At 74.0% G+C, this 26,539-nt stretch carries 25 protein-coding genes; 11 read left to right on the top strand and 14 right to left on the bottom strand.

The features are described from left to right. Nucleotides 1-101: 101 nt before the first annotated feature. Together D581_RS0108740 and D581_RS0108735 are read right to left on the bottom strand one after the other, a co-directional pair. Nucleotides 102-2,861, bottom strand: coding sequence for an ABC transporter permease (locus D581_RS0108740; protein WP_486585820.1), 2,760 nt, complete (start codon nucleotides 2,859-2,861; stop codon nucleotides 102-104). Beyond that, entirely contained in the window at nucleotides 2,858-3,556 is a 699-nt protein-coding gene (locus D581_RS0108735; protein WP_032752634.1) for an ABC transporter ATP-binding protein, read from the bottom strand. The genes D581_RS0108740 and D581_RS0108735 overlap by 4 nt, the downstream gene beginning before the upstream one ends. 179 nt (nucleotides 3,557-3,735) lie before the next feature. Here D581_RS0108735 and D581_RS0108730 point away from each other — a divergent pair, with 179 nt between their 5' ends. Beyond that, on the top strand, nucleotides 3,736-4,968 hold the full coding sequence (locus D581_RS0108730; protein ID WP_018956859.1) for a sensor histidine kinase: 1,233 nt from the start codon (nucleotides 3,736-3,738) through the stop codon (nucleotides 4,966-4,968). Beyond that, complete coding sequence (locus tag D581_RS0108725; protein WP_018956858.1) at nucleotides 4,956-5,621, top strand: response regulator transcription factor; 666 nt, start codon at nucleotides 4,956-4,958, stop codon at nucleotides 5,619-5,621. Before D581_RS0108730 ends, D581_RS0108725 begins: the two co-directional genes overlap by 13 nt. Before the next feature lie 37 nt (nucleotides 5,622-5,658). On the opposite strand, the gene D581_RS0108720 is transcribed toward D581_RS0108725, so the two are convergent. The 5 genes from D581_RS0108720 to D581_RS0108700 form a co-directional block, all read right to left on the bottom strand. After that, nucleotides 5,659-6,057, bottom strand: coding sequence for a VOC family protein (locus tag D581_RS0108720; RefSeq protein WP_018956857.1), 399 nt, complete (start codon nucleotides 6,055-6,057; stop codon nucleotides 5,659-5,661). A 192-nt stretch (nucleotides 6,058-6,249) separates the two neighbouring features. After that, entirely contained in the window at nucleotides 6,250-6,642 is a 393-nt protein-coding gene (locus D581_RS0108715; protein ID WP_106434359.1) for a DUF6281 family protein, read from the bottom strand. Between the two features lie 12 nt (nucleotides 6,643-6,654). Then, nucleotides 6,655-6,921 carry a matrixin family metalloprotease gene (locus D581_RS0108710; protein WP_018956855.1) on the bottom strand — a complete coding sequence of 89 codons (267 nt, stop codon included), beginning with the start codon at nucleotides 6,919-6,921 and terminating at the stop codon, nucleotides 6,655-6,657. Nucleotides 6,922-6,986: 65 nt separating this feature from the next. Then, nucleotides 6,987-7,169 (bottom strand): recombinase family protein, encoded by a 183-nt coding sequence (locus D581_RS0108705; RefSeq protein ID WP_018956854.1) that lies wholly within the window; start codon nucleotides 7,167-7,169, stop codon nucleotides 6,987-6,989. Between the two features lie 286 nt (nucleotides 7,170-7,455). After that, nucleotides 7,456-8,898: an amidase gene (locus D581_RS0108700; RefSeq protein WP_026290339.1), complete on the bottom strand. Its 1,443-nt coding sequence runs from the start codon at nucleotides 8,896-8,898 to the stop codon at nucleotides 7,456-7,458. Nucleotides 8,899-8,988: 90 nt separating this feature from the next. On the opposite strand from D581_RS0108700, the gene D581_RS0108695 reads away from it, so the two are divergent. Beyond that, nucleotides 8,989-9,624, top strand: coding sequence for a TetR/AcrR family transcriptional regulator (locus D581_RS0108695; protein ID WP_018956852.1), 636 nt, complete (start codon nucleotides 8,989-8,991; stop codon nucleotides 9,622-9,624). 789 nt (nucleotides 9,625-10,413) lie between these two features. Continuing rightward, the gene (locus D581_RS0108690; protein WP_018956851.1) at nucleotides 10,414-10,653 is read left to right on the top strand and encodes a hypothetical protein; all 240 of its coding nucleotides are present in this window, start codon (nucleotides 10,414-10,416) and stop codon (nucleotides 10,651-10,653) included. Between the two features lie 179 nt (nucleotides 10,654-10,832). On the opposite strand, the gene D581_RS0108685 is transcribed toward D581_RS0108690, so the two are convergent. After that, nucleotides 10,833-11,075, bottom strand: a complete 243-nt coding sequence (locus D581_RS0108685) for a hypothetical protein (protein WP_018956850.1) — start codon at nucleotides 11,073-11,075, stop codon at nucleotides 10,833-10,835. A gap of 85 nt (nucleotides 11,076-11,160) precedes the next feature. On the opposite strand from D581_RS0108685, the gene D581_RS0108680 reads away from it, so the two are divergent. Together D581_RS0108680 and D581_RS0108675 are read left to right on the top strand one after the other, a co-directional pair. After that, the gene (locus D581_RS0108680; RefSeq protein WP_018956849.1) at nucleotides 11,161-11,802 is read left to right on the top strand and encodes a nucleoside/nucleotide kinase family protein; all 642 of its coding nucleotides are present in this window, start codon (nucleotides 11,161-11,163) and stop codon (nucleotides 11,800-11,802) included. Between the two features lie 194 nt (nucleotides 11,803-11,996). Then, complete coding sequence (locus D581_RS0108675) at nucleotides 11,997-13,142, top strand: M24 family metallopeptidase (RefSeq protein ID WP_026290338.1); 1,146 nt, start codon at nucleotides 11,997-11,999, stop codon at nucleotides 13,140-13,142. 112 nt (nucleotides 13,143-13,254) lie between these two features. On the opposite strand, the gene D581_RS1000000138545 is transcribed toward D581_RS0108675, so the two are convergent. Genes D581_RS1000000138545 through treZ form a run of 3 tightly spaced genes read right to left on the bottom strand, consistent with a single transcriptional unit; the run spans nucleotide 13,255 to nucleotide 15,656 of the window. Further along, nucleotides 13,255-13,731 (bottom strand): aldo/keto reductase, encoded by a 477-nt coding sequence (locus D581_RS1000000138545; protein ID WP_018956847.1) that lies wholly within the window; start codon nucleotides 13,729-13,731, stop codon nucleotides 13,255-13,257. Beyond that, the gene (locus D581_RS1000000142010) at nucleotides 13,638-13,877 is read right to left on the bottom strand and encodes a hypothetical protein (RefSeq protein WP_469225880.1); all 240 of its coding nucleotides are present in this window, start codon (nucleotides 13,875-13,877) and stop codon (nucleotides 13,638-13,640) included. Before D581_RS1000000142010 ends, D581_RS1000000138545 begins: the two co-directional genes overlap by 94 nt. Before the next feature lie 18 nt (nucleotides 13,878-13,895). After that, entirely contained in the window at nucleotides 13,896-15,656 is a 1,761-nt protein-coding gene (gene treZ / locus D581_RS0108665) for a malto-oligosyltrehalose trehalohydrolase (RefSeq protein ID WP_018956846.1), read from the bottom strand. Nucleotides 15,657-15,871: 215 nt separating this feature from the next. Between treZ and D581_RS0108660 the strand changes: the two genes are divergently transcribed. Continuing rightward, a complete protein-coding gene (locus D581_RS0108660; protein ID WP_018956845.1) occupies nucleotides 15,872-17,320 on the top strand; it encodes a GH1 family beta-glucosidase in 1,449 nt (482 codons plus the stop codon). A 14-nt stretch (nucleotides 17,321-17,334) separates the two neighbouring features. Next, on the top strand, nucleotides 17,335-18,465 hold the full coding sequence (locus tag D581_RS0108655) for an alpha-L-fucosidase (protein ID WP_018956844.1): 1,131 nt from the start codon (nucleotides 17,335-17,337) through the stop codon (nucleotides 18,463-18,465). On the opposite strand, the gene D581_RS0108650 is transcribed toward D581_RS0108655, so the two are convergent. Continuing rightward, on the bottom strand, nucleotides 18,437-19,348 hold the full coding sequence (locus D581_RS0108650) for a GNAT family N-acetyltransferase (RefSeq protein WP_018956843.1): 912 nt from the start codon (nucleotides 19,346-19,348) through the stop codon (nucleotides 18,437-18,439). The genes D581_RS0108655 and D581_RS0108650 overlap by 29 nt on opposite strands. 434 nt (nucleotides 19,349-19,782) lie before the next feature. Between D581_RS0108650 and D581_RS01000000137010 the strand changes: the two genes are divergently transcribed. Beyond that, nucleotides 19,783-20,475 (top strand): FHA domain-containing protein, encoded by a 693-nt coding sequence (locus D581_RS01000000137010; RefSeq protein ID WP_018956842.1) that lies wholly within the window; start codon nucleotides 19,783-19,785, stop codon nucleotides 20,473-20,475. Nucleotides 20,476-20,483: 8 nt separating this feature from the next. On the opposite strand, the gene lpdA is transcribed toward D581_RS01000000137010, so the two are convergent. Then, nucleotides 20,484-21,923, bottom strand: coding sequence for a dihydrolipoyl dehydrogenase (lpdA, locus tag D581_RS0108635; protein WP_018956841.1), 1,440 nt, complete (start codon nucleotides 21,921-21,923; stop codon nucleotides 20,484-20,486). Between the two features lie 112 nt (nucleotides 21,924-22,035). Between lpdA and D581_RS0108630 the strand changes: the two genes are divergently transcribed. Both D581_RS0108630 and D581_RS0108625 read left to right on the top strand, forming a co-directional pair. Continuing rightward, a complete protein-coding gene (locus D581_RS0108630) occupies nucleotides 22,036-22,977 on the top strand; it encodes a LysR family transcriptional regulator (protein WP_018956840.1) in 942 nt (313 codons plus the stop codon). Between the two features lie 128 nt (nucleotides 22,978-23,105). Beyond that, nucleotides 23,106-24,128, top strand: coding sequence for a cytochrome P450 (locus tag D581_RS0108625; protein ID WP_018956839.1), 1,023 nt, complete (start codon nucleotides 23,106-23,108; stop codon nucleotides 24,126-24,128). A 19-nt stretch (nucleotides 24,129-24,147) separates the two neighbouring features. Here D581_RS0108625 and treY read toward each other — a convergent pair whose 3' ends face one another. Next, nucleotides 24,148-26,520 carry a malto-oligosyltrehalose synthase gene (treY, locus tag D581_RS0108620; protein ID WP_018956838.1) on the bottom strand — a complete coding sequence of 791 codons (2,373 nt, stop codon included), beginning with the start codon at nucleotides 26,518-26,520 and terminating at the stop codon, nucleotides 24,148-24,150. Nucleotides 26,521-26,539 lie beyond the last annotated feature (19 nt).

Genomic DNA, 26,539 nt, shown 5'->3' with positions numbered 1-26,539 from the left:
AGACCCGCCCACCGCCCCCGACGCTCGGCTCGCCTCTCGTCCCGCCCGTCGCTCAGCTCGCCTGCCGCCCAGCCCCGCCGCTCAGCTCGCCCCGCCGCCTCTCACCCCGCTCGGCGCCCCAGGACGAAGCGTCCCCCGGCCGACGCGCCCGGGACCAGCGTCCCCGCCGCGGCGGCGAGCGCCACCGCCCCCGCGATCACCGCGTAGTGCACCGGCGGGAGATACGGTGCCGTGCCCGCCAGCGAGACGGCGAACGCGGTCAGCGGGACCGCGGCCACCGCCGTGCCGATCACCAGCCCGGCGAACGTGACCAGGCCCGTCTCCAGCACCAGCATCCGCCGCAGCTGCCGACGCCCCGTGCCGACCATCCGCAGCAGCCGGAACTCGCCCCGGCGGCCGATCGTGATCAGCGCCAGCGTGCTCACCACCGCCAGCAGCGCGAAGCCGCCGATCACCCCGACACCGATGACGATCACGGCGTTGTCCCCGTCCGACACCGGCGGAGCGATCGCGACGTCGTCGCCCGTGGCCGCCCGCACCGCGACCCCGCCGCCGTACGGAGCCAGCGCCTGGCGCACCGCGGCCGCCGGGCCCGCCTCGGACCCGGCCTCGGACCCGGCCTCGGCCTCGGACCCGGCCTCGGCCTCGGTCCGGATCAGCACGACCTGGTCCCGCGCGGCCGAGACATGGCCCGCCAGCGCCTCGCGCGGGAAGAGAAACTCGCCCAGGCCCAGCTCGTGTTCGTACACCGCGACGACCCGGGGCTCCACCCGCGTACCGTCGCCGAGCCGCAGCGCGACCCGGTCCCCGGGACCGACGTCCAGGCTCTTCGCCCGGTCCGCCCCGACCGCGACGGCGTCCCGCCCCGTGAGCCGGTCCAGGTCGCCCGCCGTGACGCCGGGGTCGAGCGTGCCGGACAGGCCGCGCGCCTCCACGCCCAGCACGGGCAGCCGGGTCAGCACCGGCTCGCCGGCCTGCCGGTCGGCCAGGACGACCGCCGAACGCAGCACCCCGGTCGCCGCCGTGACCCCCGGAGCCTCCCGCACCGCCCGGGCCGCCCCGGCGGGCAGCCCCGCCCCGCCGCCCGTCGCCACCAGGTCCGCCCGCAGCGCGGCGGACGCCTGGTGGCCGGCGGCCCGCTCCATCGTCGGCCCCGAGGCGAGCTGGACGCAGACGAACGCGACCACCAGCACGATCGGGGTGAACGCGGTGGCGAGCCGCCGGGTGTGCGCCGAGGCGGCCCGCTCGGCCAGGAACCCCGAGACTCCGCCCGCCTTCCGCAGCGGACGGCCCAGCGCCCCCAGGACGATCCGGGAGATCCGGGGCCCCAGCAGGGCGACCGCGATCACCAGGGACATCGCCGCGCCCGAGGCGGCCGCGCCCGCCGCCTGACCGCTCTGCGTCGTCGCGACCCCCGCCGAGCTGATCCCGGCGAAGGCCAGCACCACCCCCGCCACCGTACGGAACCGTCCCGGCTCGCTCGGCTCGTCCGCCGTCGCCGCACCCAGCGCGGCGGCTGGCCGCAGCCGGGTGATGGACCGGGCGGCGAGCATCGCGACGGGCCGCGCGAGGAGCGCGACAAGCAGCCCGCCGGTCAGCGCCGCGGCGGGCGGCAGCCACCACGGCACCGGCAGCGGCAGCGGATCGGTCGTCAGCAGCGAACGCATCGCGAGACCCAGCGGCACGGCACCGAGGCCGCCCAGCAGCGCCGCCGCCGCGGAGACCCGGCCCGCCTCCCGGCCGATCGCGGACCGCAGCTGACGGGGCGAGGCCCCCACCGCACGCAGCAGCGCCAGCTCCCCGGACCGCTGACGGATCGCCTGGGACAGTGTCGAGGCGATCACGAGGAGCGCCACCATCAGCACGGTGCCGCCGATCGAACCGAGCAGGGCCAGCTGGTCGCCGCGTCCGCCGAGCGCGTCCACGTGCTCGGCCTCCCCGCGCTCCGCATCCGTCAGCACCCGCACGACCCGGTCGGACCCGGGGACGCCCGAACGCTCCGGCAGCACCGCGCCGATCGCGTCCCGCAGCGCATCCGGCGAGACGCCCGCCTCCGCGACCACGCCGATGGCGTCGATCCGGCCCGGGTGCCCGGCCAGGGCGGTCAGCCGGGGCTCGGTGAAGAACACGGCCGGGGGAGCGTCGCCGCCGTCCCCGGTGCGGGCGATCCCGCTGACGGTGTACGTCCGGGCGGCTCCGTCGGCCCGCAGCACGACCCGCTTGCCCGGGGCGTGGCCGCCCGCCGCGAGCGCGCCGTCCAGGACGACCTCGGTCGCGTCCCTGGGGGCCCGGCCCTCGGCCAGCTCGTACCGGGTGAGCACGGCGGACGGCCAGGAACGGCCCACCGCGGGCCTCCCGTCGCCCGTGGACACCGGCACGGAATCGTCCGCGACGGCCTTCGCCACACCGTCGGCCCCCGCCACCGCGGCCAGCACCGACCGGTCCAGACGTGCCCGCTCCGGCAGATACGCCGTCGTCGTCCGAGGTTCACTGCCCCAGGGCTTCGCGGTGTACGACACCTTCTGGTCCGCCGCCACCACCGCGTCCGCGCCCGCGTACCGCTGCACCGGCGGCACGGCCACCAGCAGCGAGCCGACGACGAACGCGAACGCGCCGACCAGCGCGGCGGCGGCCCCCGTCGCCACGATCACCGCCGCCCAGGCCCGCCGGTGCGTGGCCAGCGACCGCCGGGCCAGGAACGCCGACGCCCGCCGCGACCCCTGCCGCACCCCCAGCGGCTCCCGCGCCGCCGTGCTCGTACGTCCGGCCCGTGCTCCCGACGGCTCCCGGGCCGCCGCGCCCGTACGCCCGTCCGGTACTTCCGACGACTCCTGGGCCACCGGGCCCGTACGCCTTCTCATCGCAGCCGACCGCCGTCCATCGTCAGCACGGTGTCCGCCCAGCTCGCCGCCACCGGGTCATGGGTGACCATCACGACCGTGCGGCCCTCGATCCGTACGGCGTCCCGCAGCAGCGCCAGCACCAGCGTCGCTGACTCCGGGTCGAGGGAGGCGGTCGGCTCGTCCGCGAAGATCACCTCGGGCTCCGTCACCAGCGCCCGCGCCACCGCGACCCGCTGCTGCTGGCCGCCCGACAGCGTCGACGGCCCGTCGCCGCCACGCCCCGCGAGACCCACCCGGGCCAGCAACTCCCGCCCCCGCGCCAGCACATCGAGGCCGCCCGGGTCCGCGCCGCCCAGCACCAGCGGCAGCACCACGTTCTCCTCGATGGACAGCGACGGCACCAGGTTGAGCGCGTGCGACTGGAAGACGAACCCGATCCGGTCCCGGCGCAGCCGGGTCAGCGCGGCCTCCGAGAGCGACCCGAGATCCGTGCCGGCGATCCTGACCGTGCCCGAGGTCGGCCGGTCCAGGCCCGCCGCGACCTGGAGGAAGGTGCTCTTGCCCGAGCCCGAAGGGCCGACCACCGCGGTGAAACTGCCGGCCGGGACCGCGCAGCTGACCCCGTCGAGCGCCGTCGCCCTCCGACTGCTCCCGCGCCGCCCGTAGCTCCGGCTCACCCCCTCCAGACCGAGCGCGGCCGCCTGCTCCACCATCGTCGTACCCACTGTTCGCCTCCACCGTCCCCGTACTGTTTGACCTGCTAGAACGCTATGAGCCGGGAGGCGTCCGGGCGAGGGTGCGCACTACCGGACCGGGGGTGCAGCCAGCTCCACCCCCGGCCGGGGGACCGCCCCCCTCCGGCGGCGGATCCGCCCCCGTACCGTGGGCTGCCATGAGCAGCTCACCGCCCGGTCCCCTCACGGTCGCCGTCCGGCGTTCCTGTGACGCCTCGCGCTACCTCCTCATCGGCATCGGGGTCGCGATGCTGACCTACGTCGGCGCGTTCCTGGTGGTGGCCGCCCTCCTGTTCGCCGTCGCGATCATCGGGCTGCCCGCGCTGCCGGAGGCCGCCACGCTGCTGCGCCGGGCCGCGTCGGCGGAGAGCCGCAGGGCGGCGGCCCGGCTCGGGCCGGGACACCGCCCCGCCTCCTATCCGCCGCTGGGCGGCGGCGAGCTGCCCGAACGGGTCCGGCGGACGCTCACCGACCGGACCACCTGGCGGCTCGCGCTCTGGCTGCCCGTCCAGACGCTCTTCGGCATGGGACTCGGCTACCTCACGATGATCCTGTGGCCCGTAGCCCTGCTGGTGGACGGCGTCGCGCTGTCCGTCGTGGGGCTGGTGGACCGGCGGCGGGCCGACGAGTACGGCATCGAGCCGCCTGACCGGCCGGGCTGGGCCCTGCGCTGGCACCCGGTGCTGGCCGACCTCTCGGCCGGCTGGACCATGGCCCTGCTCGCCCCGCCGCCCGCTGCCGAACTCACCGAGCGGATCGCCCACCTCACCGAGAGCCGGGCCGGCGCGGTCGCCGCTCACGGGGCCGAACTGCGCCGCATCGAGCGGGATCTGCACGACGGCGCCCAGGCCAGGATCGTCGCCCTGTCGATGCGGATCGGGCTCGCCAAACAGCTTCTCGACCGCGATCCGGCCGCCGCGCGGGCGCGCCTGGACGAGGCCCAGGACGGCGCGGAAGCCGCGCTCGCCGAGCTGCGGCACGTGGTGCGCGGCATCCACCCGCCGGTCCTCACCGACCGTGGACTGGCCGGTGCGGTACGGGCGTTGGCCGCCGACGTCGCCGTACCCGTCACGGCGGACCTGGACGGGGTGGAGGACGGGCGGCGGCTGCCCGCCGCGATCGAGGCCGCCGCCTACTTCGTGGTCGCCGAGGCGCTCACCAACATCAGCAAGCACAGCGGCGCCACCGCCGCCCGGGTCCGCATCGACCGGCCCCCCGGTCTTCTGCGGGTGGCCATCGGCGACGATGGTCGCGGCGGCGCGGACGAACGCGCCGGCAGCGGGCTGGTGGGCATCCGGCGGCGGGTCGCCGCGCTGGACGGCGCCACCCGCGTCAGCAGCCCTGCCGGGGGGCCGACGGACATCGAAGTGGAGCTGCCGTGCGGATCGTGATCGCCGAGGACAACGCCCTCCTGCGCGAGGGCCTGGTCCTCCTGCTCACCAGCTCCGGACACGAGGTGGTGGCCGACGCGGCGGCCGGCCCGGAGATCCTGCCCGCCCTGCTCGAACACCGCCCGGACGTCGCCGTGCTGGACGTACGGCTGCCGCCGACCTTCCGCGACGAGGGGCTGCGGGCCGCGATCGCCGCCCGCGCCGAACTGCCCGGCCTGCCGATCCTGGTCCTGTCGCAGTACGTCGAGGAGACGTACGCCGCCGAGCTGCTCGCCCAAGGCGCCCGGGGCATCGGCTACCTGCTCAAGGACCGGGTGGGCCGGGTCGAGCAGTTCCTGGAGGCCCTGGACCGCGTGGCGGCGGGCGGCACCGCCCTCGACCCGGAGGTCGTCACCCAGCTCCTCACCCGCAAGTCCTCGGCGGGCCCGCTCCAGAGCCTCACCGCCCGCGAGCGCGAGGTCCTGGAACACATGGCGCAGGGCAAGGCGAACGCCACCATCGCCGCCGAACTCACCGTCTCCGAACGGGCGGTGAGCAAGCACATCGGATCGATCTTCGCCAAGCTCGGCCTGGAACCGGACGACGGCACCGTCCACCGCCGCGTCCTCGCGGTACTGGCCTACCTGGAGGGCCGGGACGGGTTCACCCCGTGAGGGGCCGGTGGCGGGGCCGTACCGGGGGCGGTGCGGGTCAGGCGGCCGGCTGGAGCAGGTCCCAGCGGTTGCCGTAGAGGTCCTCGAAGACCGCGACGGAGCCGTACGTCTCGTGCCGGGGCTCTTCCAGGAACCGCACCCCGGCCGCCGACATCCGGGCGTGGTCGGCCGCGAAGTCCTCGGTGTGCAGGAAGAAGCCGACCCGGCCGCCCGTCTGCGCCCCCACCGCCCTGCCCTGCACCTCGTCCTTCGCGCGGGCCAGCAGCAGCCCCGTGCCGGGCGCGGCTCCGCGCGGGCGCACCACCACCCAGCGGGTGCCGTCGCCGTCGCCCCGGTCGGTGTCCTCCACCACCTCGAAGCCGAGCGCGTCGCGGTAGAACGCGAGAGCCTCGTCGTAGTCGCGGACGACCAGGGTGACCAGGGCGATACAGGACATGGCGGGGAGCCTTCCATCGATGCGGTTATCGACTCGCTGACCGTGTTCCTCGCCGGGATCTCAACGCCCGCATACACGATGGTCATCACGAGCCTCTGCCACGCAGCGCACCGACGGGGCTTGAGGGGCGCCGCGATCTTCTGCGCGGTGTGGCCAGGGCGGGGCCCGGATGTGTCCGGTCCCCGCGTCGTGTCATGAGTTGTCGATCAGTTTCTGTATCTCGGGCGGGATCGTCGAGCCGGAGTAGGAGACGACGAGCACGGCGTCCTCTGGTGAACTGCCCACGGCGATGGCCGTCTCAGGGGGCAGGCCCTTCACTCCGTAGGCGGTTTCCTTGGTTTCCTTCTCTTTGGTCTCCTCATCGCCGCCGGTGTCGTCGCAGGGCGGCTGGGTGGCGGTGCCCAGCTTGTCGGTGACCGTGAAGTCCACGTTCGCGACGTCCCGGTAGGTCCGGTTCTGGTAGGTGAACTCGAACGCGCAGGACGCCTCGCCTTCGCCGCCGCTGCTGTCGGCGGAGCACCCAATGACGGTCATCACCATGGCTGCCGCCAGTAGTGCGCCCGCAGATCGTTTGGACCAGCTCATGGGCGTGCTCCTTCAGTAGATGCTGCGAAGGGCGAGGATGTCGCCCTTGCCGAGGGTCCTTGCCTTCGTGGTGCAGGTGAACGAGTTTTTGTACATGGTGAGGTTCTGGTGTCCTGAACCGACGTGTCCCAGGCCGAAGACATGGCCGGCTTCATGGGTCCCCACGGAGCGGACGTCGTACTTGGTGGAACAGGAGCTGGTCGGCTTGTTGGTGAAGTTGTGGTCGGCTGTGTTGTACCGGACATCAGCTTCGAGTAGGTCGTTCTTGATGCCGGGCATGGGGAATGTCCATGAGCAGGAGATGGCGATAGTTCCTGACTTTAGGTTTCCCGCATCCCACGTGCTCACCCCGTCTGGAGCTCCGCGAGCACGCTGAGCATTCCGAACATGGCCCGGCCTTCCATGGTGGAGGTGTCGATGCCCTGCTCGATGACGTGCAGCCCGATCCCACGCTCGCGCAGCTCGGCGCCGAGGGTCACCAGGTGCAGCACGGAGCGGGTGAGCCGGTCGAGCCGGGTGACCTTCAACGTGTCATCGGGGCCCCGAGTGCCCGCCCGATCAAGCTGAACGACTGCCCTTCGCGCCAGCGTCTCCAGATCTCGTCCTGCTGAGCTGGCGAAAACCCGTAGTCACGCACCTGTGCCTCCACGATCACGTGATCATCTGCGAGTGGTGCGTTGATCACTTGAGGGTGCCGTCGTTTGCCGACACTTCGCCCGGGAGAGGCCCGCGAGCGGCGTGGCACGGATGCTGCCTCCTCCGCGCCGCTCGTCGACCCCTGGGCCGTCTCTGCCCTCTCTGTCGTAGCTACGCCTATCGAGCGGCAGCCGGCACTTCGGGGCGAGGGTCGATCGGCGTGAGCACGCCGAGGCGGTCCTCGATCTCCTGGGCAGCGGCCAGACACAGGTCTTCCCGGAACGCGCGCCCGATGATCTGCACGCCGGTCGGCAGGCCGTCGCTGACTCCGGTCGGCACGGCGACCGCGGGAACGCCCACAAAGCTGGTCACCGTGCACAGACGCATGCCCTCGGCTACTCGTTCCCGTCCCGCTTCGTCGCGTGACTCCAGTCCCGGCTCGACGGGTGGCTCGGTGAACACCGGTCCGAGCAGTAGCGGGTACTCGTCGAGGAACTCCGCCCAGGAGCGGCGGATGCCGAGCCAGGTCCCCATCAGCTTCGTGAGCTCTGCGGCGTTCGCAGGAGGAGTCTTCTCCATGGCGATCTGGATGTAGCGGTCTCCGCCTTCGCCGAGCAGTTTCCGCACCGCCGGCCAGGTCGGCGCGAATTCGGTCACGGTGATCCGGCCGTATGCCTCGAGTGCCTCGTCCAACCGCGGAACATCCGCCATCTCCCGCACGTCGTACCCGGCGTCGCGCAACGCGTCGGCCGCGGCCGTGACAGCCGCGCGGACCGTGGGATGAACGCCGTGGCCTCCGGGGTCGGCCACGACCGCGACCTTGACCGGTCCGGGCAGCGGTTCGCCGTAGAGGGGCACGGGCACGGCCCGCGGGTCCCGCGGGTCGGTCCCGGCCAGCGCCTCGTACGCCAGCCGCAGGTCGGCGACCATACGGGCGAGGGGCCCGTCGGTGACCAGCATCTGTGAGGCTGGTCCCGGGTCTTCCGGGCCGAGGACACGGTGGTCGGCAGGGAACCGCCCGGTGGTCGGCTTCAGCCCCGCCACGCCGCAGAACGAGGCCGGGATCCGTACCGATCCGCCGGAATCGTTGCCGAGACCGAGCGCGGCCATGCCGGTGGCGACGGCCACTCCGTCACCGCCGCTGCTGCCGCCCGGGGTCCGGCTCCGGTCCCACGGGTTGACGGTGTCGCCGAACAACTCGCTGCGGGTGTGCATCCCGGCCAGGACCAGGGTGGGCATGTTGCTGTGGCCGATCGGTATGGCTCCCGCCGCGCGGAGCCGGGCCACAGGGGGCGCGTCGGCCGGAGCCACCAGGTCGCGGAAGCGTGCCGTTCCGAGCGTGGTCGGCACCCCTTCGACAGCAGTGGTCTCCTTCACCGTGAACGGCACGCCGGCCAGCGGCCCGAGTACTTCGCCCGCTGCTCGCCGCTGATCCGTGTGCGCCGCCGCCTCGCGGGCTCGCTCAGCCAACAGCTGCGTGACCGCGTTGACCTGTGGGTTGACCTCGGCGATGCGTTCCAGGTGGCTGGCGACCAGTTCGACCGCCGATATCTCTCCGCCTCTGACCGCCTGCGCCTGGTCGGCGGCCGTCATTGCCCACAGGGCGTCCTGCCTGATCATCGTGCTTCCCATCCCCATGCCGAACTGCTTGTGTCGGAACCATAGCCCGGAAGCGATACGCTCGTATCGGAATAAGGAGGCCGACCGCGCATGCCCAAACAGGTGGACTACGAAAGCCGACGCCGCCGGATCGCCGAGGCCGTCTGCCTCCTCGCCGACGAACACGGGCCGGAGGGAGTGAGCATGCGCGACGTCGCCACCCGTGCGCAGGTCTCTCTGGGCGCCGTTCAGCGCTGCTTCCGCAGCAAGGGGGAGATGCTCCTCTTCGCCGTCGACCACGTCGGCGACCGCATCACGGAACGTGTGAGGGCACGTCTGGCCGCAAGCCCGGCCCAGTCGGCCGCCACCGCCCTGGGTCACGCGGCCAACGAGATTGCCCTGCTCCGCGAAGAACACCGCGCCGAAGCACGGATCTGGCTCGCGTTCGTCGCTCAGGCCGCTGTCAGCGAGCCACTGGCCGGCCCGCTGAGAACCAGCTACGCGGCCCTCCAGAACCTCCTCGTCCGCCTCATCACGGAGGCAGCCGAGAGCAGGTCGGCCGACGAAGGCACAATGCCGCCCGACCCGCAGTACGAGGCTTGCACTCTGCTCGCCCTCGCCGATGGCCTCACCACCCATGTACTCATAGGCCACTTGACCGCAGAGGAAGCCGAGGAAGTCCTGCACGCGCATCTGGTCGGCCTCTGGGAACGCCTCGGCACCACCCGCCCCCGAAAGGCCGTCTGACACTCGGGGCGCTCATCGCCTCCCGCGTGCCGTGTCGGCTGCACCGAATTACCAGGGCCGGGGAGCTGTCACGGGAACCAGGTCGAGCCGCTTGTCCATGGCGAGCCGGAACGTCCGTCCCGTACGGGTTGACGTTCGACCAGAACAGCGCGGTCAGGCCGCGCAGGTCTTCGTCTGCACCGGCGACGTGGACGCCGCCCCTGCGACAAGCCGGTAGCTGTACCAGGTCACCCCGTCCCTTCCGAGCACTTCGCCGATACCCGCGCCAGCCGTACACCAGCGCCCCTACCGTCCAGCCCGAAGGTCGATCACGGAACTTGTGGAAGGGACCGAGCTGTGGGGCGGGATTTGGGTCTGGACGGGGTGGTGGACCACTTCACCCTGTCCGGCGACGAGGCGGGCTGGTTACGGAACAAGAGTGGCGCCACGAGGCTGGGCTTCGCCGTCCAGCTGAAGTTTCTGACGCCTCGCGCGCGAAGACTGCCCCCGCCGGCTGGACGCGCTGGTCTTCACGGATCCGACCGGCGACAGCGAGCAGGATGACGACACCGCGTCCGTGGACGGCGACGGTCGGACGAAGAGCTGGAGTCGAAGCTCTCCGACATCAAGTCCCATCCGGGCAACGTCAGCCTCAACTCACTGCTGGACGAGATCTCCAAACTCAAGCAGGTCCGCGCCGTCAGTATCCCGGCCAAGGCGTTCACCGGCATCGGCGTCCAGGTCATCAACGCCTGGCGGGCCAGAGCCTCAGCCGCCGCCCCGAGCCACCTGCGCCGCTTCTCCCCCGAGGTGCGGCACGTCCTGCTCGCCGCACTGCTGTTCCAGCGTCAGCGGGAGATCACCGACACCCTCGTGGAGCTGCTGAACTCCACCGTGCACCGCATCAACGCGCGGGCGGAGAAGAAGGTGACCGAGGCGTTCGTCGCCGAGTTCACCAAGGTCCGCGGCAAGTCCGGACTCCTCGGAAAGATCGCCGCCGCCTCGCTCGGCGCCCCCGACGGCTCGGTCCGCCGGGCGAGGTACGGCTGAATATGGCCGCCGTCTTCAGCTCGCCCAGCCCGTCCCGCAGGAGCCAGACCCCGAGCCGACCGCCGCATAGTCCGACCCCAGAACTTCAGAGGACCCCGGCCACGGCCGGGGTCCTCTGAGGTGCGCGCCTTCGATTCAAAAACTACTGGCGGGTTACTTGTCACCTGGTTCGGCACTCGTTAACGGCACGCCACCCTGCGGCCCACCGCTCGGCTGGCCGAGTTCGCGGCACCGGTGACCTGTCCGGGCAGCGCTGCTGCTGCGGTGGTAGCGGCCCGGTAGGCCAGCGGGCCGTATACGGGCAGTCCGACGGTCGACTTGAGCCCGATGGCACCGGCCTTCACCGTGGCTTTGGCCCCGACGTCGACGGCCCGGCCGGTCAGGGCCGCCAGTTTGGTGACGGCGTGGCTTCCGGCTTTCAACGCGTGGCCGCCCAGCCGGGTGGCCTACGTAACGCTAACGCCGTCCCGCTCACGCCGGGGCCCCCGCCGGCGCACAATGCCCCGCATGGACATCCTGGACGGCACGACCACCGGCGGCCGGGCCGCGCTGACGGACCGGGCCCGCGCCCTCGTCGAGACCGGAGGACGACGTGTCCTGGGGATCGCGGGCCCGCCCGGAGTCGGGAAGTCCACCCTGGCGGAACGGCTCGTCGCGGCGCTGGACGGACGTGCCGCCCTCGTCCCGATGGACGGCTTCCACCTCGCCGCCGCCGAGCTGGAGCGCCTCGGCCGCGCCGACCGCAAGGGCGCCCCCGACACCTTCGACGCGGCCGGGTACGCGGCCCTGCTGCGACGGCTGCGCGCACCGGACCCGCTGCACGCGGTCTACGCCCCGGCCTTCGACCGGTCCCTGGAGGAGCCGGTCGCGGGTGCGCTGCCCGTACCGCCGGACGTCCCGCTCGTCGTCACCGAGGGGAACTACCTGCTGCTCGACGACGGCCCCTGGGCCCCGGTGCGCGCTCTGCTGGACGAGGTGTGGTTCCTGGAACTCGACCCGGAGGTGCGGGTGCGCCGGCTCGTCGACCGCCATGTCCGCCACGGACGGCCCCGGCGTGGCGCGGAGGAGTGGGTGGCCCGGTCCGACGAGGCGAACGCCCGGCTGGTGGAGCGGGGCCGGGACCGGGCGGACCTGATCGTGCGCGTCTGACCGGCCGGTCGTTTCCGACGGCGCCCGCTGGGCGTTTCCGACGATGCCCGCTGGTCGTTCCCGACGGTCCGCCGGGCCCCGCCGACGACCCGCCGGACGTCGCCGAGGCCCGACACACTCCCGCAAGCCGGTCGCGCACGCCCCGCCGGGCGGGCAGGATGCTGTGTGCCGTGTCGCACCGCCAGGAGGCCCTGATGTCCAGCCCGAGCCCGTCCGCCCACCAGCCCGCCCCGCCGTCCTTCACCGCCGACGACTACCGGGCCCGGATGGCGCGCGCCGCCGAGTCCGCCGCCGAGGCCGGGCTCGCCGGAGTGATCGTCGCGCCGGGCCCCGACCTCGTCCACCTCACCGGCTACCGCCCCGTGAGCACCGAACGCCTCACGCTCCTCGTGCTGCGGGCCGGCCAGGACCCGGTCCTGGTGGTCCCGACCCTGGAGGCCCCCGACGCGGCCGCAGCCACCGGGGCGCCCGCCCTCACCCTGCGGGACTGGACCGACGGCAAGGACCCGTACGCGGTGACCGCCCCGCTGCTGGACGCCGACGGCCGCTTCGGCGTCAGCGACAACGCCTGGGCGATGCATCTGCTCGGCCTCCAGCGGGAGCTCCCCGGCACCTCCTACACCGCGCTCACCGAAGCGCTCCCGATGCTCCGCGCGGTGAAGGACGCCGCCGAGCTGGAACGGCTCACCGCCGCCGGGGCCGCCGCGGACGCCACGTACGAGGAGATCCTCAAGGTGCGCTTCTCCGGCCGCCGCGAGGTCGACGTGGCCACCGATCTGGCCGCCCTCCTCCGCGAGTTCGGACACTCCCAGGTCGACTTCACCGTCGTCGGCTCCGGCCCGAACGGGGCCAACCCGCACCACGAGGCCGGGCCACGCACCATCGAGCGCGGCGACATGGTCGTCCTCGACTTCGGCGGCCTCAAGCACGGCTACGGCTCCGACACCTCCCGTACGGTCCACGTCGGCGAGCCCACCGCCGAGGAGCAGCGCGTCCACGACATCGTCCGCGAGGCCCAGCAGGCGGGCTGCGCCGCCGTCCGGCCCGGCGTCGCCTGCCAGGAGATCGACCGGGCCGCCCGCGCGGTGATCACCGAATTCGGCTACGGCGAACGATTCATCCACCGCACCGGCCACGGCATCGGCGTCACCACCCACGAGCCGCCCTACATGATCGAGGGCGAGGAGCAGCCGCTGGTGCCCGGCATGTGCTTCTCCGTGGAGCCGGGCATCTACCTCCCGGGCCGCTTCGGCGTCCGGATCGAGGACATCGTGGCCGTCACCGAGGACGGCGGGCGGCGGCTCAACACCACCGCCCGCGAATTGGCCGTCGTGGAGTAAGGGCTGCCCCGGGGCAGCCCTTGGACGGCCCGGGCCTCCCCGGCCCAGTCGTCGAGGCCCGGGGCCTCCCCGGCTCAGTCGTCGAGGCCCCGGGTCTCCCGGGCTCCCCGGCTCAGTCGTCGCGCGGCTCCCGGTCACGGAAGCGGTGCAGGACGTCGTACGGGTAGGGCAGCGGCCGGGCGCTCGCCGCGTCCAGCCGCTCGGCCTGCTCCGGCGTCAGCTCCCAGCCCGCCGCGCCGAGACTGTCGGCCAGCTGCTCCGGCGTCCGGGCCCCGACGATCGGTGCGGTGACGCCGGGCCTGCCGAGCAGCCAGCGCAGCGCGGTCTGCGCGGGGGTGCGGCCCGCCTCCCCGGCCACCGCGACGACCGCCTCCACGACCCGCCAGGTCTCCTCGCTGTCCCGCTCCCGCCAGGCCTCCCGGCCCAGCTCCTCCTGGTAGCGGGCCTCGCGGGTGCCCGGTGCGGCGGCGGTCATGCCGCGCCGGTGCTCGCCGGTCAGCCAGCCGCCCTGGAGCGGGCTCCACGGGATGATGCCGACGCCCTCCGCCGCGCTGACGGGGACCAGCTCCCACTGGGGACCAGCTCCCACTCGATCTCGCGCGCCAGCAGGTTGTAGAGCGGCTGGAGGGACACGTACCGCTCCCAGCCGTTCCGGTCCGCGAGGTCCTGGGAGCGCTGGAGCTGGGAGGCGGAGACGTTGCTCGCGCCGAGGTAGCGGACCTTGCCCGCCTTCACCAGCGTGTTCGGTATCGCTCAGTCGTCGGCCAGGACCACGCACGACTCCGGCGGCAGACGCAGGACCCCGTCCGCCCCCGGGACCTCCACCGGCTCCCACGCCGCCAACACCCTTCCGTCGGCCCGCCGGTGACGGCCGGAGCCCAGCGGGATCGCGGCCGGCTCGGCCGCGAGGTTCACCGCGATTCGCAGGTCGCCCCTGCGGTACGCCAGCCAGCGCGCGTCCTCGTCGAACGCCGTCTTCACCGAGGCCAGGTCGGGATCGTGCAGATCCGGCAACGTACGCCGCAGCGCGATCAGTTCGCGGTACCAGGCGAGCAGCCGCGCGTGCGGTTCGCGCTCCGGCTCCGACCAGTCGAGGCAGGACCGGTCCCGGGTCGCCGGGTCCTGGGGGTCGGGGATCTCCTCCTGAGCCCAGCCGTGCGCGCCGAACTCCCGCCGCCTGCCGTCGCGTACGGCCTCGGCCAGCTCCGGATCCGTGTGGTCGGTGAAGAACTGCCAGGGGGTCCGCGCCCCCCACTCCTCGCCCATGAACAGCATCGGCGTGAACGGGCCCGTCAGCACCAGGGCCGCCGCGCAGGCCTGGAGCCCGGAGGTCAGGGAGGTGGCCAGCCGCTCGCCGAGCGCCCGGTTGCCGATCTGGTCGTGCGTCTGCGCGTAGGCCACGAAGCGGTGGGCCGGGGTGCGCGTCACGTCGACCGGGCGGCCGTGGGTGCGGCCCCGGAAGGAGGAGAAGGTCCCGTTGTGGAAGAACCCGGACGTCACCGTCTTGGCGAGGGCGGCGAGCGGAGCGCGGGCGAAGTCGGCGTAGTAGCCCTGGGACTCGCCGGTGAGCGCGGTGTGCAGGGCGTGGTGGAAGTCGTCGTTCCACTGGGCGTGCAGCCCGAGGCCGCCCGCCGGACGCGGGGTCGTGGTACGCGGGTCGCAGAGGTCGGACTCGGCGATCAGCGCGAGCGGCCTGCCCACCTCGACCGCCAGCGCGTCGACCGCCGCCGACAGCTCCTCCAGGAAGGTGAGCGCCCGGGTGTCGGCCAGCGCGTGCACCGCGTCGAGCCGCAGCCCGTCGAGCCGGTAGTCACGCAGCCAGGCCAGGGCGCTGCCCAGCAGGTACGCCCGCACCTCGTCGGAGCCCGGCGCGTCCAGATTGACCGCCGCGCCCCACGGGGTGTGGTGGGTGTCGGTGAAGTACGGGCCGAAGGCGGGCAGGTGGTTCCCGGACGGGCCCAGGTGGTTGTGGACGACGTCCAGGACCACCCCGAGCCCCAGCCCGTGCGCCGTGTCGACCAAGCGCTTCAGCCCCTCGGGTCCGCCGTACGGCTCGTGCACCGCCCACAGCGAGACGCCCTCGTACCCCCAGCCGTTGACGCCCGGGAACGGGCAGACGGGCATCAGCGACACATGGGTGACGCCCAGCTCGGCCAGATGGCCCAGCCGCGCCGCCGCCGCGTCGAAGGTGCCCTCGGGGGTGTACGTCCCCACGTGCAGCTCGTACAACACCGCCCGGTTCAGCCGACGGCCCGCCCACGCCCCGCGCCAGGCGTACGCCTCCTGGTCGACGACCGCGCTCGGGCCGTCGGGCCCGTCCGGCTGACGCCGCGAACGGGGGTCCGGCAGCAGGGGGCCCTCGTCCAGCCGGAACCCGTACCGGACCCCGTCCGAGGCCTCCGCCTCGGCCGTCCACCACCCCTCGCGCCCCGCGTCACGCTCCATCGGGCACCGGACGTCCGCCGCCTCCAGCACGACCGAGTCCGCCTCGGGGGCCCACACCTCGAACTGCATCCACCACTCCTCGTCCCTGGGCGGGGCGCGCGGCCGCCCGTAGGCGGGCTCCACGATCCACGCGACAGGCTCTGTTGCCGCCCGCCACCGGCGATTAAGGTCTGGTCCTGATCATTGCCCGGCGAGGCGCCCGCTCATACGGATTCCGCTCACACGTACTGGTTCTGCTGACACGTACTGGTTTTAGCTCCTACGTATGGCTGCTGGAGGCCGCGATGACCCTGCCGATGTTCCCTCCCGGCTTCCTCTGGGGAGCCTCCGCCTCCGCCTTCCAGACCGAGGGGGCGGTGGACGCGGACGGCAAGGGCCCCTCCGGCTGGGACGCCTTCGCCGCGCAGCCCGGCCGGATCAAGGACGGCACCGACACCACCCGGGGCACCGGATTCCACGCCCGCTACCGCGAGGACGTCGCCCTGCTGGCCGGACTCGGCGCCGACGCCTTCCGGTTCTCCGTCAGCTGGCCCCGCGTGGTGCCAGGCGGCAGCGGAGCCGTCAACGCCGACGGGCTCGACTTCTACGACCGGCTCGTCGACGAGCTCTGCGCCCACGGCATCGCCCCCGCCCCGACCCTCTACCACTGGGACACCCCGCTCCCGCTGGAGGAGGCGGGCGGCTGGCTCGACCGGGACACCGCCTACCGCTTCGCCGAGTACGCGGGCATCGTCGCCGAACGCCTCGCCGACCGCGTCCCCATGTGGATCACGGTCAACGAGCCCGCCGAGGTCACGCTGCTCGGCTACGCGCTGGGCGAGCACGCCCCCGGCCGCACCCTGCTCCTCGACGCCCTGCCCGCCGCCCACCACCAGCTCCTCGCCCACGGCCTCGCCGTCCGCGCCCTGCGCGCTGCGGGCGCGGACAATATAGGCGCCGCGCTCTCGCACGCCCCGGTCTGGACGGCGGGTGACACCGACGAGGACCGCCTCGGAGCGGAGCTGTACGACACGCTCACCAACTGGCTCTTCGCCGACCCGGTCCTCACCGGCCGCTACCCGGACGAGAACCTCGCCGCCCTGATGCCGGGCCCGGTCGCCGACGACCTCAAGGTCATCTCCACCCCGCTCGACTGGTACGGCGTGAACTACTACAACCCCACCCTCGTCGGAGCACCCAGGCCGGAAGCGCTCGACACCTTCTCCGGCTTCACGATGCCCGCCGAACTCCCCTTCGGCATACGGGAGATCGAAGGGTACGAGAAGACCGGCTTCGGCTGGCCCGTCGTCCCGGAGGGGCTGACCGAGATCGTCACCGCGCTCCACACCCGCTACGGCGACCGCCTCCCGCCGCTGTACATCACCGAGAACGGCTGCGCCCTGGAGGAGCCCCACGCGGACGACCGCCGCATCGCCTACCTGGAGAGCCACCTGCGAGCCCTGCGCGCGGCGATGGACGCCGGGGTGGACGTGCGCGGCTACTTCACCTGGTCGCTCACCGACAACGTCGAGTGGACGGAGGGCGCCTCGCAGCGGTTCGGCCTGGTCCACATCGACTACGAGACCCTGACCCGTACGCCCAAGCGGTCCTACGCCTGGTACCGCGACCTGATCCGCGCGCAGAAGGCACAGAAGGCACAGAAGGCACAAGGGGCACAGGGGGCACAGGGGGCACAGGGGGCACAGAAGCGGAATCCGGCGGTCGAGGGGGCTTACGCAGCTCCCCCCGAATGATCAATACTCCCGCCATGGTCGCTTCATGGTGGTCCCGGGCCCAACTGGGGATCTTCGTCCACTGGACACCCGCATCCGTTCCCGGCTGGGCCCCGCCCTATGTCCCCGCCGCCGAACTCCCGGCGGCGGGCCGGCGTGCCCCGCTGGGCTGGACCTCGTACGCGGAGTGGTACGAGAACGCGCTCCGCTTCCCCGGCTCCCCGGTCGCCGCCCACCACCGCGCCACCTACGGGAAGCGCCCCTACACGGAGTTCGGCCGCGACTTCGAGGACGGGCTCGCCGGCTGGGACCCGGCCGCCTGGGCCCGCGCGTTCCGCGAGGCGGGGGCCGGCTACGCGGTCCTGGTCACCAAGCACCACGACGGTTTCTGCCTCTGGCCCTCGGAGACGGAGAACCCGCACCGCTCCGGCTGGCACACCACCCGGGACGTGGTGGGCGAGTTCGCCGAAGCCGTACGGGCCGAGGGCCTGCGCTTCGGGGTCTACTACTCCGGCGGGCTCGACTGGACCTTCGACGACCGGCCCATCGGCACCGCCGCCGACATGTTCTCCGCCGTCCCGCGCGGGAGCTACCCCGCCTACGCCGACGCCCAGCTGCGGGAGCTGATCCGCCGCTACCGGCCCGACATCCTCTGGAACGACATCGCCTGGCCCGCCTCCGCCGGCGAGATCCGCTCCCTGGTCGATTTCTACCGCTTCACCGTCCCGCACGGCGTCGTCAACGACCGGCTGCTGCCCTACGCACCGCACTGGCGGGGCCTGAACCTGCCCGGCGCGAAGGCGCTGTACAACTGGTGGGACCGCCGGACGGTGGCGCAGGGCGAGGGCTTCGTCCCGCGCACACCGCCCGTCTTCGACTTCCGCACCCCGGAGTACGCCCGCTACGAGGGCTCCGACCCGTACGAGATCACCCGGGGCGTCGACCGCAGCTTCGGCTACAACCGGGCCTCGGGGGCCGACGCCTTCATCGGCCGCGAAGCCCTCACCTCACTGGTCCGCGACACGGCGGCCGACGGCGGAAACGTCCTGCTCAACGTGGGGCCGCGCGGCGAGGACGCGACGATCCCCGCCGAGCAGCGCCTCCGGCTGGAGTGGCTGGCCGAGGAGGCCGGGGCCCTCACGCCAGATGGACCCATTCCTGGGTGACCGGGTACCCGGCGCGGGCGAACGCGGCGGCCATCGGCACGTTCCCCTGGTCCGTCGCGCCGGCGACGAACTCGGCTCCCTGCTCGACCAGGAAGCGCGTGCACTCCACCAGCAGGTCGTAGCCGTAGCCGTGCCCGCGCGCCTCGGGGACGACCCCGATGAAGCCGACGCACGGCCCCGACGGGTTGTGCGCGGGCACCTGGATGCCCGCCACCTCGCCGTCCGGCGTGCAGGCCAGCCGCAACCACTCCCTCGGCGATGGGCACCAGTGGAAGAAGTCCAACTCCTCCTGGGCCGCCGCCTCCAGACCTCCTGGGCCCTCGATGGCCTTGCGGGCGTGGGCGTCCAGCGTGGCCGAGTGGACCCGGCGCAGCACATCGAGGACGACCGCGTCGTCCGGCTCGGGGCGGAAGGTGAGCCGCCCTGTCCGCTCCGGCAGCGGGCAGTCGGGGGTCCACCGATAGCGGTAGCGCTCGACCAGCGGCTTCATGCCGGCCGCCGTCGCGGCGGCGACCCGCGCCTCGACGGCGGCCCGCACCGCCGGGTCGTCCCGCCACCCGGCGGGTGCGATGACCTCGTACTCCTTGTCGAACGGGGCGCGGCGCAAAAGTTCGGCGCCCGCCTCCGCCTCCCCGTCCGCGAAGTCGAACCAGTTGAGCACGACGGGCTCGGTGTCGTCGGGCCCGCCCCACCAGGCGGCCCTGGCGATCACGGTGTCGTCGCGCAGGGCGACCCAGGACCAGTCGGGGCGGTACTCGCCGCCGTCGGCCGTCGAGGTGTACGCGTGGCCGAAGGCGGCCCGGCCGACGAAGGGGCTGTCCTCGAACGTGGTGAAGAGTGCGGCGTCGCTCGGGGTGAGCGCGCGGATGACCGGATCGGTCATGGAAATGTCCTCCGGGACGGAATGCCGCGCTCCCGGTCAGACGAGGTCCGACACCGCCCGGCGGACGGGGCGGGAGCGCGAAAGTGACGTACTGCGAATGGTGGTGCGGATGTTCCTGCGCACGTGTCCCGCCTCCTTCCACGACCGGTTCCGATGTCGGTGCCGACCGTAACCGCCCCCGCGCCCGCCGTCCACCGGATTAACGGGCCGGATCAGCGGTGGGGCTCAACGGGGCGCGTCCCAGACCATGTTGAACGCCCGCTCGCAGTCGACGTACCCGAGGCGCTCGAAGGACAGGGGGCACAGCACCTCCTCGTGACGGATGAGCGGCAGACCCCAGCAAGGGGCTCCGCCGGGGCGCGGCGCAGGTCAGCGGCGGAGGAAACACGGCCTCTTCTGGACACCCCGGGCCCCTCGGCCCGACAATCGTCGGTGTGACGTCCTCCTTCGAGTTCCACACGAGTCCCGCGCGGCTTTCGGATGCCCAGCGCGACCGTGTCCTCGGCGTGCTCAGAGACGGTGCGGCACAGGGCAAGCTGTCGCACGACACGTTCATGCGGCGCATGGAGCTCGCCCTGGTGGCCCGGCGCCCGGAGGAGCTGGCGGCCCTCACCTCCGACCTGGAAGCGGGCAGCGGCTGGTCCCAGGGACTGGTCCGCGCGGTGGGCGGGCTATCGGCCTTCCCCGGGCGGCTGCGCCGCGCCTGGCAGACCGAGCGGCTCCCCAAACTGCTGCTCCCTGCCCCCGGCCCGTACCCCCTGCTCATCGGCCGCGACCCGGCCAACGGCCTGCGCCTCAACCACGAGACGGTCTCCCGGCTGCACGCCGAACTCTCCGCGCGGAACGGCCGTTGGGTGCTGCGCGACCTCGGCTCCACCAACGGCACCTGCGTCAACGGCCAGCGGCTCGTCGGCTCCATCCCGGTGCGGGACGGGGACCAGGTGAGCTTCGGCCGGATGAGCTTCCGCCTCACCGCCCCGGCCCCCCGCCCGCCCGAGCTTCCGCCGCCCGCGCCTCGGGCGGCGGCCGACCGTCGGCCCGAACTCCCGTCCCACCCGCCCGCGCCCCGGCCGTCCGCCCACCCGCCCGAGCTGCCGCCGCCCCACCCCGGTCACCCGCCCGCCTGACCGCCCGGTCAGTGCTGCTGGTGCAGCCCGCGCCCGGCCAGCGTGAGAAACGCCTCCCCGACCGCCTCCGAGAGCGTCGGATGCGGATGGATGTGGTGGGCGACATCGGCGGGCTCGGCGTCCCAGCCGACCACGAGCTGACTCTCCGCGATCATCTCCGAGACGTGCGGGCCGACCAGATGCACGCCCAGCACCCGGCCCGCCCGCTCCGCCACCACCTTCACCAGACCGCCCCTGCCGTGCACCATGCCCTTGGCGACGGCGGTCAGCGGCAGGGCGTTCACCACCACGTCGTGCCCCGCGTCCCGGGCCTGCGCCTCGGTCAGCCCCACCGCGGCCGTCTGCGGCGAGGAGTACGTGACCCGGGGAACGGTGGCGTAGTCGATCGGGGAGGTACGCAGCCCGGCCAGTGTCTCCGCCACCAACAGCCCCTCGGCGAAAGAGGCGTGGGCCAGTCCGGGCGACGGTGGCGGCAGCAGGTCGCCCACCACGTGGACGCCCGGCACCGCCGTCTCCAGCCGCGACCAGTCGGCGGGCGCCACATGGCCCCGCCCGTCCGTGGCCAGCCCCGCCGCCGCGAGCCCCAGCCCCTCCGTCACCGGCTCCCGGCCCACCGCGACCAGCAGCCGCTCGGCCGCCACCGTGACGCTCTCGCCCCGGGAGGTCCGCACGACGGCCCGCACCCCCTCCTCCACCACCGCCCACTTCAGCAGCCGCGCCCCCGCCTCCACCCGGACGCCCCGCTTCCGCAGCCCCCGCAGCAGGTGCCGCGACACCTCAGCGTCCTCCAGCGGGACCAGCCGGTCCGCGGCCTCCACCAGGGTGACCTCGGCCCCCATCGACCGGTGGAACGAGGCGTACTCCACGCCGATCGCCCCGCCCCCGACCACCAGCACGGACCCGGGCAGCCCCGGCGCGAACAGCGCGTCGTCGCTCGTCACCACCCGCCGCCCGTCCACCGCCGGCCCCGGCAGCATCCGGGGCCGCGACCCGGTCGCCAGCACCACGCCGCGCCGGGCGACGACCTCCCCGAACCCGTCGATCCGGGCCGAGCGCGGGCCCGTCAGCTCGGCGCTGCCACGCACCACCTCGACCCCGGCCCGCGCGAGTTGCGCCTCGACTCCGCGGTGGTTGCGGGCCACGATGTCGTCCCGGGTCGCCACCAGGGCGGGCCAGTCCACCGCGTCGAGCGTCGCCTTCACCCCCCACCGCTCCCGGGCCTCGGCGATGCCGTCGACGAGTTCGGCGGCGTGCAGCATCGCCTTGCTCGGGATGCAGCCGCGGTGCAGACAGGTGCCGCCGACCGCGTCCCGCTCGGCGAGCACGACGCTCAGCCCCAGGGCCGCCGCGCGCAACGCCGTCGAGTAGCCGCCGGTCCCGCCGCCGATGACCAGTACGTCCGGGGTGGTTCCGCTCCTGTGGATCTTCTCCGCGTTCGTCAGCGTCATGGGTCCCACCCTCGCCCCGGCCCCGGTCATGCGTCCAAGGCAGAATGCGTGTGGAGTCGATGCACAACGTTCATGGGACGTGGCGCGTGAAGTCCCAGGAAAGGTGCGGTGAATGAGCCTGCGTCAGATGGAGTACTTCGTCGCGGTGGTCGAGGAGTCCTCCTTCACCCGCGCCGCCGAACGGCTCCACGTCACCCAGCCCGCCCTCTCCCACCAGATCAAGGCGCTGGAGAGGACCGTCGGGGGAGAGCTGCTGGAGCGGCTGCCGCGCGGCGTCCTGCTCACCCAGATGGGCCGGGCCTTCCTGCCGCACGCCGAACGCTCCGTCCGCAGCGCCGCGCAGGCCCGCCGCGCGGCCCGCGCCGCCGCCGGGGCGGAGGGCGGCGAACTGCACATCGCCACCGTGCACTCGGTGGCCGTCGGCATCCTCCCCGACGTCTTCGCCCACTGGCGGCGTGCCCATCCGGGCGTGCGCCTCGTCCTCCACGAGTACGCGACCACCGACGCCCTGGAGGACGAGGTGGAGCGCGGTGTCGCCGACCTGGCCGTCGGACCGCTGCCGGCGCGCTGGACCGGCCCCGTCGTCCCGGTGGGGGAGGAGGAGATCGTCCTCGTCGTCCCGTTCGACGACCCGTTGGCCGGGCGTTCCTCGGTCGCCCTCCACGAGCTCGCCGACCGCCTCTGGGTGCGGTGCGCCATGGAGCCGCTCATCGACGGCCGCCCCTTCCTGGAAGGAGTCTGCGAGGCGGCCGGCTTCGTGCCCCGTACGGCGGTGTGGACCGAGCACACCTCCACAGCCGTCCGGATGGCGGCGGCCGGCGTCGGTGTGTCCACGGCCGCCGCCCACCTCGTCCGGAGCGCGATCGGCGAGGACTGCGCGGTGCTCGGCGTCGACCCGCCCTGGCTGCGACCCATGGGCGTCTTCTCCCGGGTGGCGCTGACCGGGGCGGCGGCGGCCTTCACGGAACTGCTCGGCTCCCTGCCCACCGCCGGGATCCGCCCGCCCGGGGCCGGTCGTCGAACGGCCGCCTGCCGGGCGGCGACGGCAGACTGACGACAGGCCCCAGCCCCGCCACGCTCTCACCCGAACGGCCGCACGCCGACTGCGGTACGCCCCCGGCGGTGGTCGGCTGAGAGGGCGCGCGCCGACCGCCGGCGCACCGACTTACAGGGGGGCGCGGGATGCCGGCCGACCGCCCCGACGCCCTGCCCGCCGCACGCCGCCCGCACCGGCTGGCGGGCGGCCAGCCGGGCTTGCTGGCGCCCGGGGCCACCACGGACCCGTACCGGCTGCGCCTCTACCGCCTGCTGCGCACCCACTACCCCCTCGGCTACGACCCGGGCCTCGGCGCCTGGCTGCTGAGCCGGTACGCGGATGTGGCCCTGGCCCTCACCGACCCCCGGTTCACCGGCTACCCGCACGACGGGGCCCCGCGCGGGCGGGCCCCCGTCCCGCTCGGCCTCTGCCGGGGCAGCCTGGTCTGCGTCCCGTCGGCCGTGCCCCACCGCACCGCCGAGCCCGCCGTCGAGCGGACCGCGTACGTCCTGGCCCGCCGGATCGCCGGGCGCGACCGGGCGGACCTGGTCGCCGACTTCTGCCGCTGGCTGCCCGCCGGCGCCGCCGCCGCGGCGGCCGGGCGCTCCTACCCGGACCTGAGCACCCTGCCCCGGGGCGCCGCCCACCGGCGGACCGGCGGCGGACCCGATGACTGCGCCGGGTCCACCGCCCTCCGCGAGCACGCCCTCGCCTCGTTCCTCGCCAACATGCTCGACCATCCCGGCCTGCTGGCCGCCGCGACGGCAGGCGAAGGGGCCGCCACGCTGCTCGGGCGGGCCTGGGCCGAGACGCTCCGCCGCGACCCACCCGTCCAGATCGTGCTGCGCCGCACCCGTACCGAGGTGGCCGTCAGCGGCGGCACGCTCCCCGCCGACGCACCCGTCGCCTGCCTCATCGGCGCGGCGGGCCGCGACCCCGCCCGGTTCGGCGCGCCCGACCGCTTCGACCCGCTGCGCGCCGACGCCGACCCGCTGCTCATCGGCCCGGCCGGCTGCCCCGCGGCGCTCCTGGGCCGGCTGGAGGCCGAACACGGATTGCGCGCCCTGCTGACGGCGATGCCCGGCATCCGCTGGGCCGACGGCTTCCGCCCGCGGGCGGGCGGCCTGCTCACCCGTGGCCCGCGCACCCTGCTCGTACGCCCGTTCTGACCGCCACGGCCCCCGCCCGTCAGTCCCGCACCCGCCGCAGCAGCGCGACCGGCCGCTCGGCGAACAGCTCGGCCGCCGCCACCGCGCCGCCCGTGAACTCCCGGCCCGGCGAGGTCGACAGCAGGTCCCGCCAGGGGCCCCCGTCCGGCAGTTCCAGTACCGTGTCCCGCCAGCCCCCGTCCTCCGCCAGCCGCAGAGACAGCCGGGTCACCGCCGTGACCACCTCGCCCGACCGACAGAAGGACACCAGGTGCGGGGCGGCCGGGCCCCGGGCCGTCAGCGGCGCGTACGTCCCCGACTCCCCGAACACCTCCGGCAGCTCCCGCCGCAGCCCCAGCGCGACCGCCGTCAGCGCCTGCTTCTCGCCCCCGGTCTCCGGCCGCCGGAACGGCCGCCGGTTGTCCGGGTCGACCAGGGCCAGGTACTCGCACTCCGTGCCCTGGTAGAGATCCGGCACCCCCGGCATCGTCAGCTGCACCAGCGCCGCCCCCAGCACCTGGGCCCGCACCTGCGGGGCGAGCGCGTCGGCGAACTCCGCGACCCGGGTCCGGGCCGCGCCCGCCCCGGCGCCCGGACCGGCGGCGACGAAGTCCGTCACCGCCCGCTCGTACACCGGGTCCGGCTCCGTCCAGCTGGTGAACAGGCCCGCCTCCCGCACCGCCTTCAACAGCGCCGGCCCCAGCCGCTCGGACAGCTCCTCGGCCGGCAGCTCAGCGCAGCCGAACGCCGACTGCCAGGCGGCCCAAGCCAGTTGTGGATCCGGGGCCGCCGCGGTGGCCACCGCCGACAGCTCCGCCACCAGCGCCGCCCACCGCTCCGGGCACTGGGACAGCACCGCGATCCGGGCCCGTACGTCCGCGCTGCGCTTGGTGTCGTGCGTGGTGAGGACCGTGCCGGTGGCGGGCCAGTCGCGCGCGATCCGCGCCGCGAAGGCGTGGAACTCCTCCGGCGACACCGCGGGCCGCCCCGGGTCCCCGCCCACCTCGGTGGCCGAGACCAGCGGGACGTAACGGTAGAACGCAGTGTCCTCCACCGACTTGGCGTGCAGCGCGGACGCGGTCTGCGCGAACCGGGCAGAGAACGCCGCCTGTTCCTCCCCGTCACCGAGCCGCCCGAGCGCCAGATCCCGTACGACGTCGACGGCCGTCGCCTCCTCCGGGACGGAGAACACCGCCTTCGCTTCCCGTACCGCCTCGTCGGTCAGCGTCTCCTCGGCGAACCGCGTCGGTGTACCGCCCGCCGTGACGTACGGGCGGTACACCGGGATCCGCACCAACAGCTCCCGGACCGCCGTCTCCAGCGCCCAGGGCGCGTGGTCGCGCAGCGCGGGATCCCGGCCGCAGATCCCGGCCGCGAGCCGGGTCAGCCACGCGGTCTCGGCGGCCAGCTCGTGCGTCACCACCCGGTACGCGGCCCGGCGCACCGTCGCCGTCCAGTCGCCGCCCCGGTCGCCCGGCGGGCCCGCGAACTCCCGGTAGCGGGCGAGCAGCTCCGCCGCGCCGGACGAGTCGGTGAACAGCCCGTCGATCCGGTGCAGCGCGTCGTACCCGGTGGTGCCCGCGACCGCCCACTCCGCAGGCAGCCGCTCGTCGCCGGTGAGGATCTTCTCCACCACCGTCCAGCGACCGCCGGTGGCCTCGTTCAGCCGCTCCAGATAGGCGGCGGGCGCGGCGAGGCCGTCGGGATGGTCGACCCGCAGCCCGTCGAGCACCCCGTCGCGGAGCAGTTCGAGGACCTTGGCGTGGGTGGCGTCGAAGACCTCCGGGTGTTCGACGCGGACCCCGATCAGCTCGGAGACGGTGAAGAACCGCCGGTAGTTCAGCTCGGTACGGGCCAGGCGCCACCAGCCGAGCCGGTAGTGCTGGGCGTCCAGCAGCTCCGGCAGGGGAAGGCCCGCCGTCCCGGCGCGCAACGGGAACTCCAGCTCGCCGTAGCGCAGCACCTCCCCGTCCACCGAGAGGCGCTCCAGCTCTCCGCCGAGCGGCCCGGCGAGCACCGGCAGCAGCACCCGGCCCCCGCCGGCCGCCCAGTCGATGTCGAACCAGCGGGCGGACGGGGAGGACGGGCCCTCGCGCAGCACGTCCCACAGCCGGCGGTTGTACCGGGGCGCGGCCGCCATGTGGTTGGGCACGATGTCCAGGACCAGGCCGAGCCCGTGCTCCCGGGCGGCCGAGGCGAGCGAGCGCAGCCCCTCCTCCCCGCCCAGCTCCGCCCGGACCCGGCTGTGGTCGACGACGTCGTAGCCGTGCGGGGAGCCGGGGACCGCCTCCAGGACGGGCGACAGGTGGAGGTGCGAGACGCCGAGCGCGGCGAGATACGGCACGGCCTTCTCAGCGGCGGCGAACGGGAAGTCGGGCTGGAGATGAAGCCGGTACGTGGCGGTGGGCGTCATGGACTCCTACGTACCCCGC

The sequence above is a fragment of the Streptomyces sp. CNB091 genome (genome assembly GCF_000377965.1).
Note: the sequence above shows the minus strand (reverse complement) of the source record. Positions and strands in the feature narration are given on the sequence as shown.

Coding starts and splice junctions, on each gene's coding strand:
- D581_RS0108625 (WP_018956839.1), top strand. CDS start 23,106: ATGCCGGCCGACCGCCCCGACGCCCTGCCCGCCGCACGCCGCCCGCAC.
- D581_RS0108735 (WP_032752634.1), bottom strand. CDS start 3,556: ATGGTGGAGCAGGCGGCCGCGCTCGGTCTGGAGGGGGTGAGCCGGAGC.
- D581_RS0108630 (WP_018956840.1), top strand. CDS start 22,036: ATGAGCCTGCGTCAGATGGAGTACTTCGTCGCGGTGGTCGAGGAGTCC.
- D581_RS0108655 (WP_018956844.1), top strand. CDS start 17,335: ATGGTCGCTTCATGGTGGTCCCGGGCCCAACTGGGGATCTTCGTCCAC.
- treZ (WP_018956846.1), bottom strand. CDS start 15,656: ATGCAGTTCGAGGTGTGGGCCCCCGAGGCGGACTCGGTCGTGCTGGAG.
- treY (WP_018956838.1), bottom strand. CDS start 26,520: ATGACGCCCACCGCCACGTACCGGCTTCATCTCCAGCCCGACTTCCCG.
- D581_RS0108740 (WP_486585820.1), bottom strand. CDS start 2,861: ATGAGAAGGCGTACGGGCCCGGTGGCCCAGGAGTCGTCGGAAGTACCG.
- D581_RS0108650 (WP_018956843.1), bottom strand. CDS start 19,348: ATGACCGATCCGGTCATCCGCGCGCTCACCCCGAGCGACGCCGCACTC.
- D581_RS0108680 (WP_018956849.1), top strand. CDS start 11,161: ATGGACATCCTGGACGGCACGACCACCGGCGGCCGGGCCGCGCTGACG.
- D581_RS0108695 (WP_018956852.1), top strand. CDS start 8,989: ATGCCCAAACAGGTGGACTACGAAAGCCGACGCCGCCGGATCGCCGAG.
- D581_RS0108675 (WP_026290338.1), top strand. CDS start 11,997: ATGTCCAGCCCGAGCCCGTCCGCCCACCAGCCCGCCCCGCCGTCCTTC.
- D581_RS0108660 (WP_018956845.1), top strand. CDS start 15,872: ATGACCCTGCCGATGTTCCCTCCCGGCTTCCTCTGGGGAGCCTCCGCC.
- D581_RS0108730 (WP_018956859.1), top strand. CDS start 3,736: ATGAGCAGCTCACCGCCCGGTCCCCTCACGGTCGCCGTCCGGCGTTCC.
- D581_RS0108700 (WP_026290339.1), bottom strand. CDS start 8,898: ATGATCAGGCAGGACGCCCTGTGGGCAATGACGGCCGCCGACCAGGCG.
- lpdA (WP_018956841.1), bottom strand. CDS start 21,923: ATGACGCTGACGAACGCGGAGAAGATCCACAGGAGCGGAACCACCCCG.
- D581_RS0108710 (WP_018956855.1), bottom strand. CDS start 6,921: ATGCCCGGCATCAAGAACGACCTACTCGAAGCTGATGTCCGGTACAAC.
- D581_RS0108715 (WP_106434359.1), bottom strand. CDS start 6,642: ATGAGCTGGTCCAAACGATCTGCGGGCGCACTACTGGCGGCAGCCATG.
- D581_RS0108720 (WP_018956857.1), bottom strand. CDS start 6,057: ATGTCCTGTATCGCCCTGGTCACCCTGGTCGTCCGCGACTACGACGAG.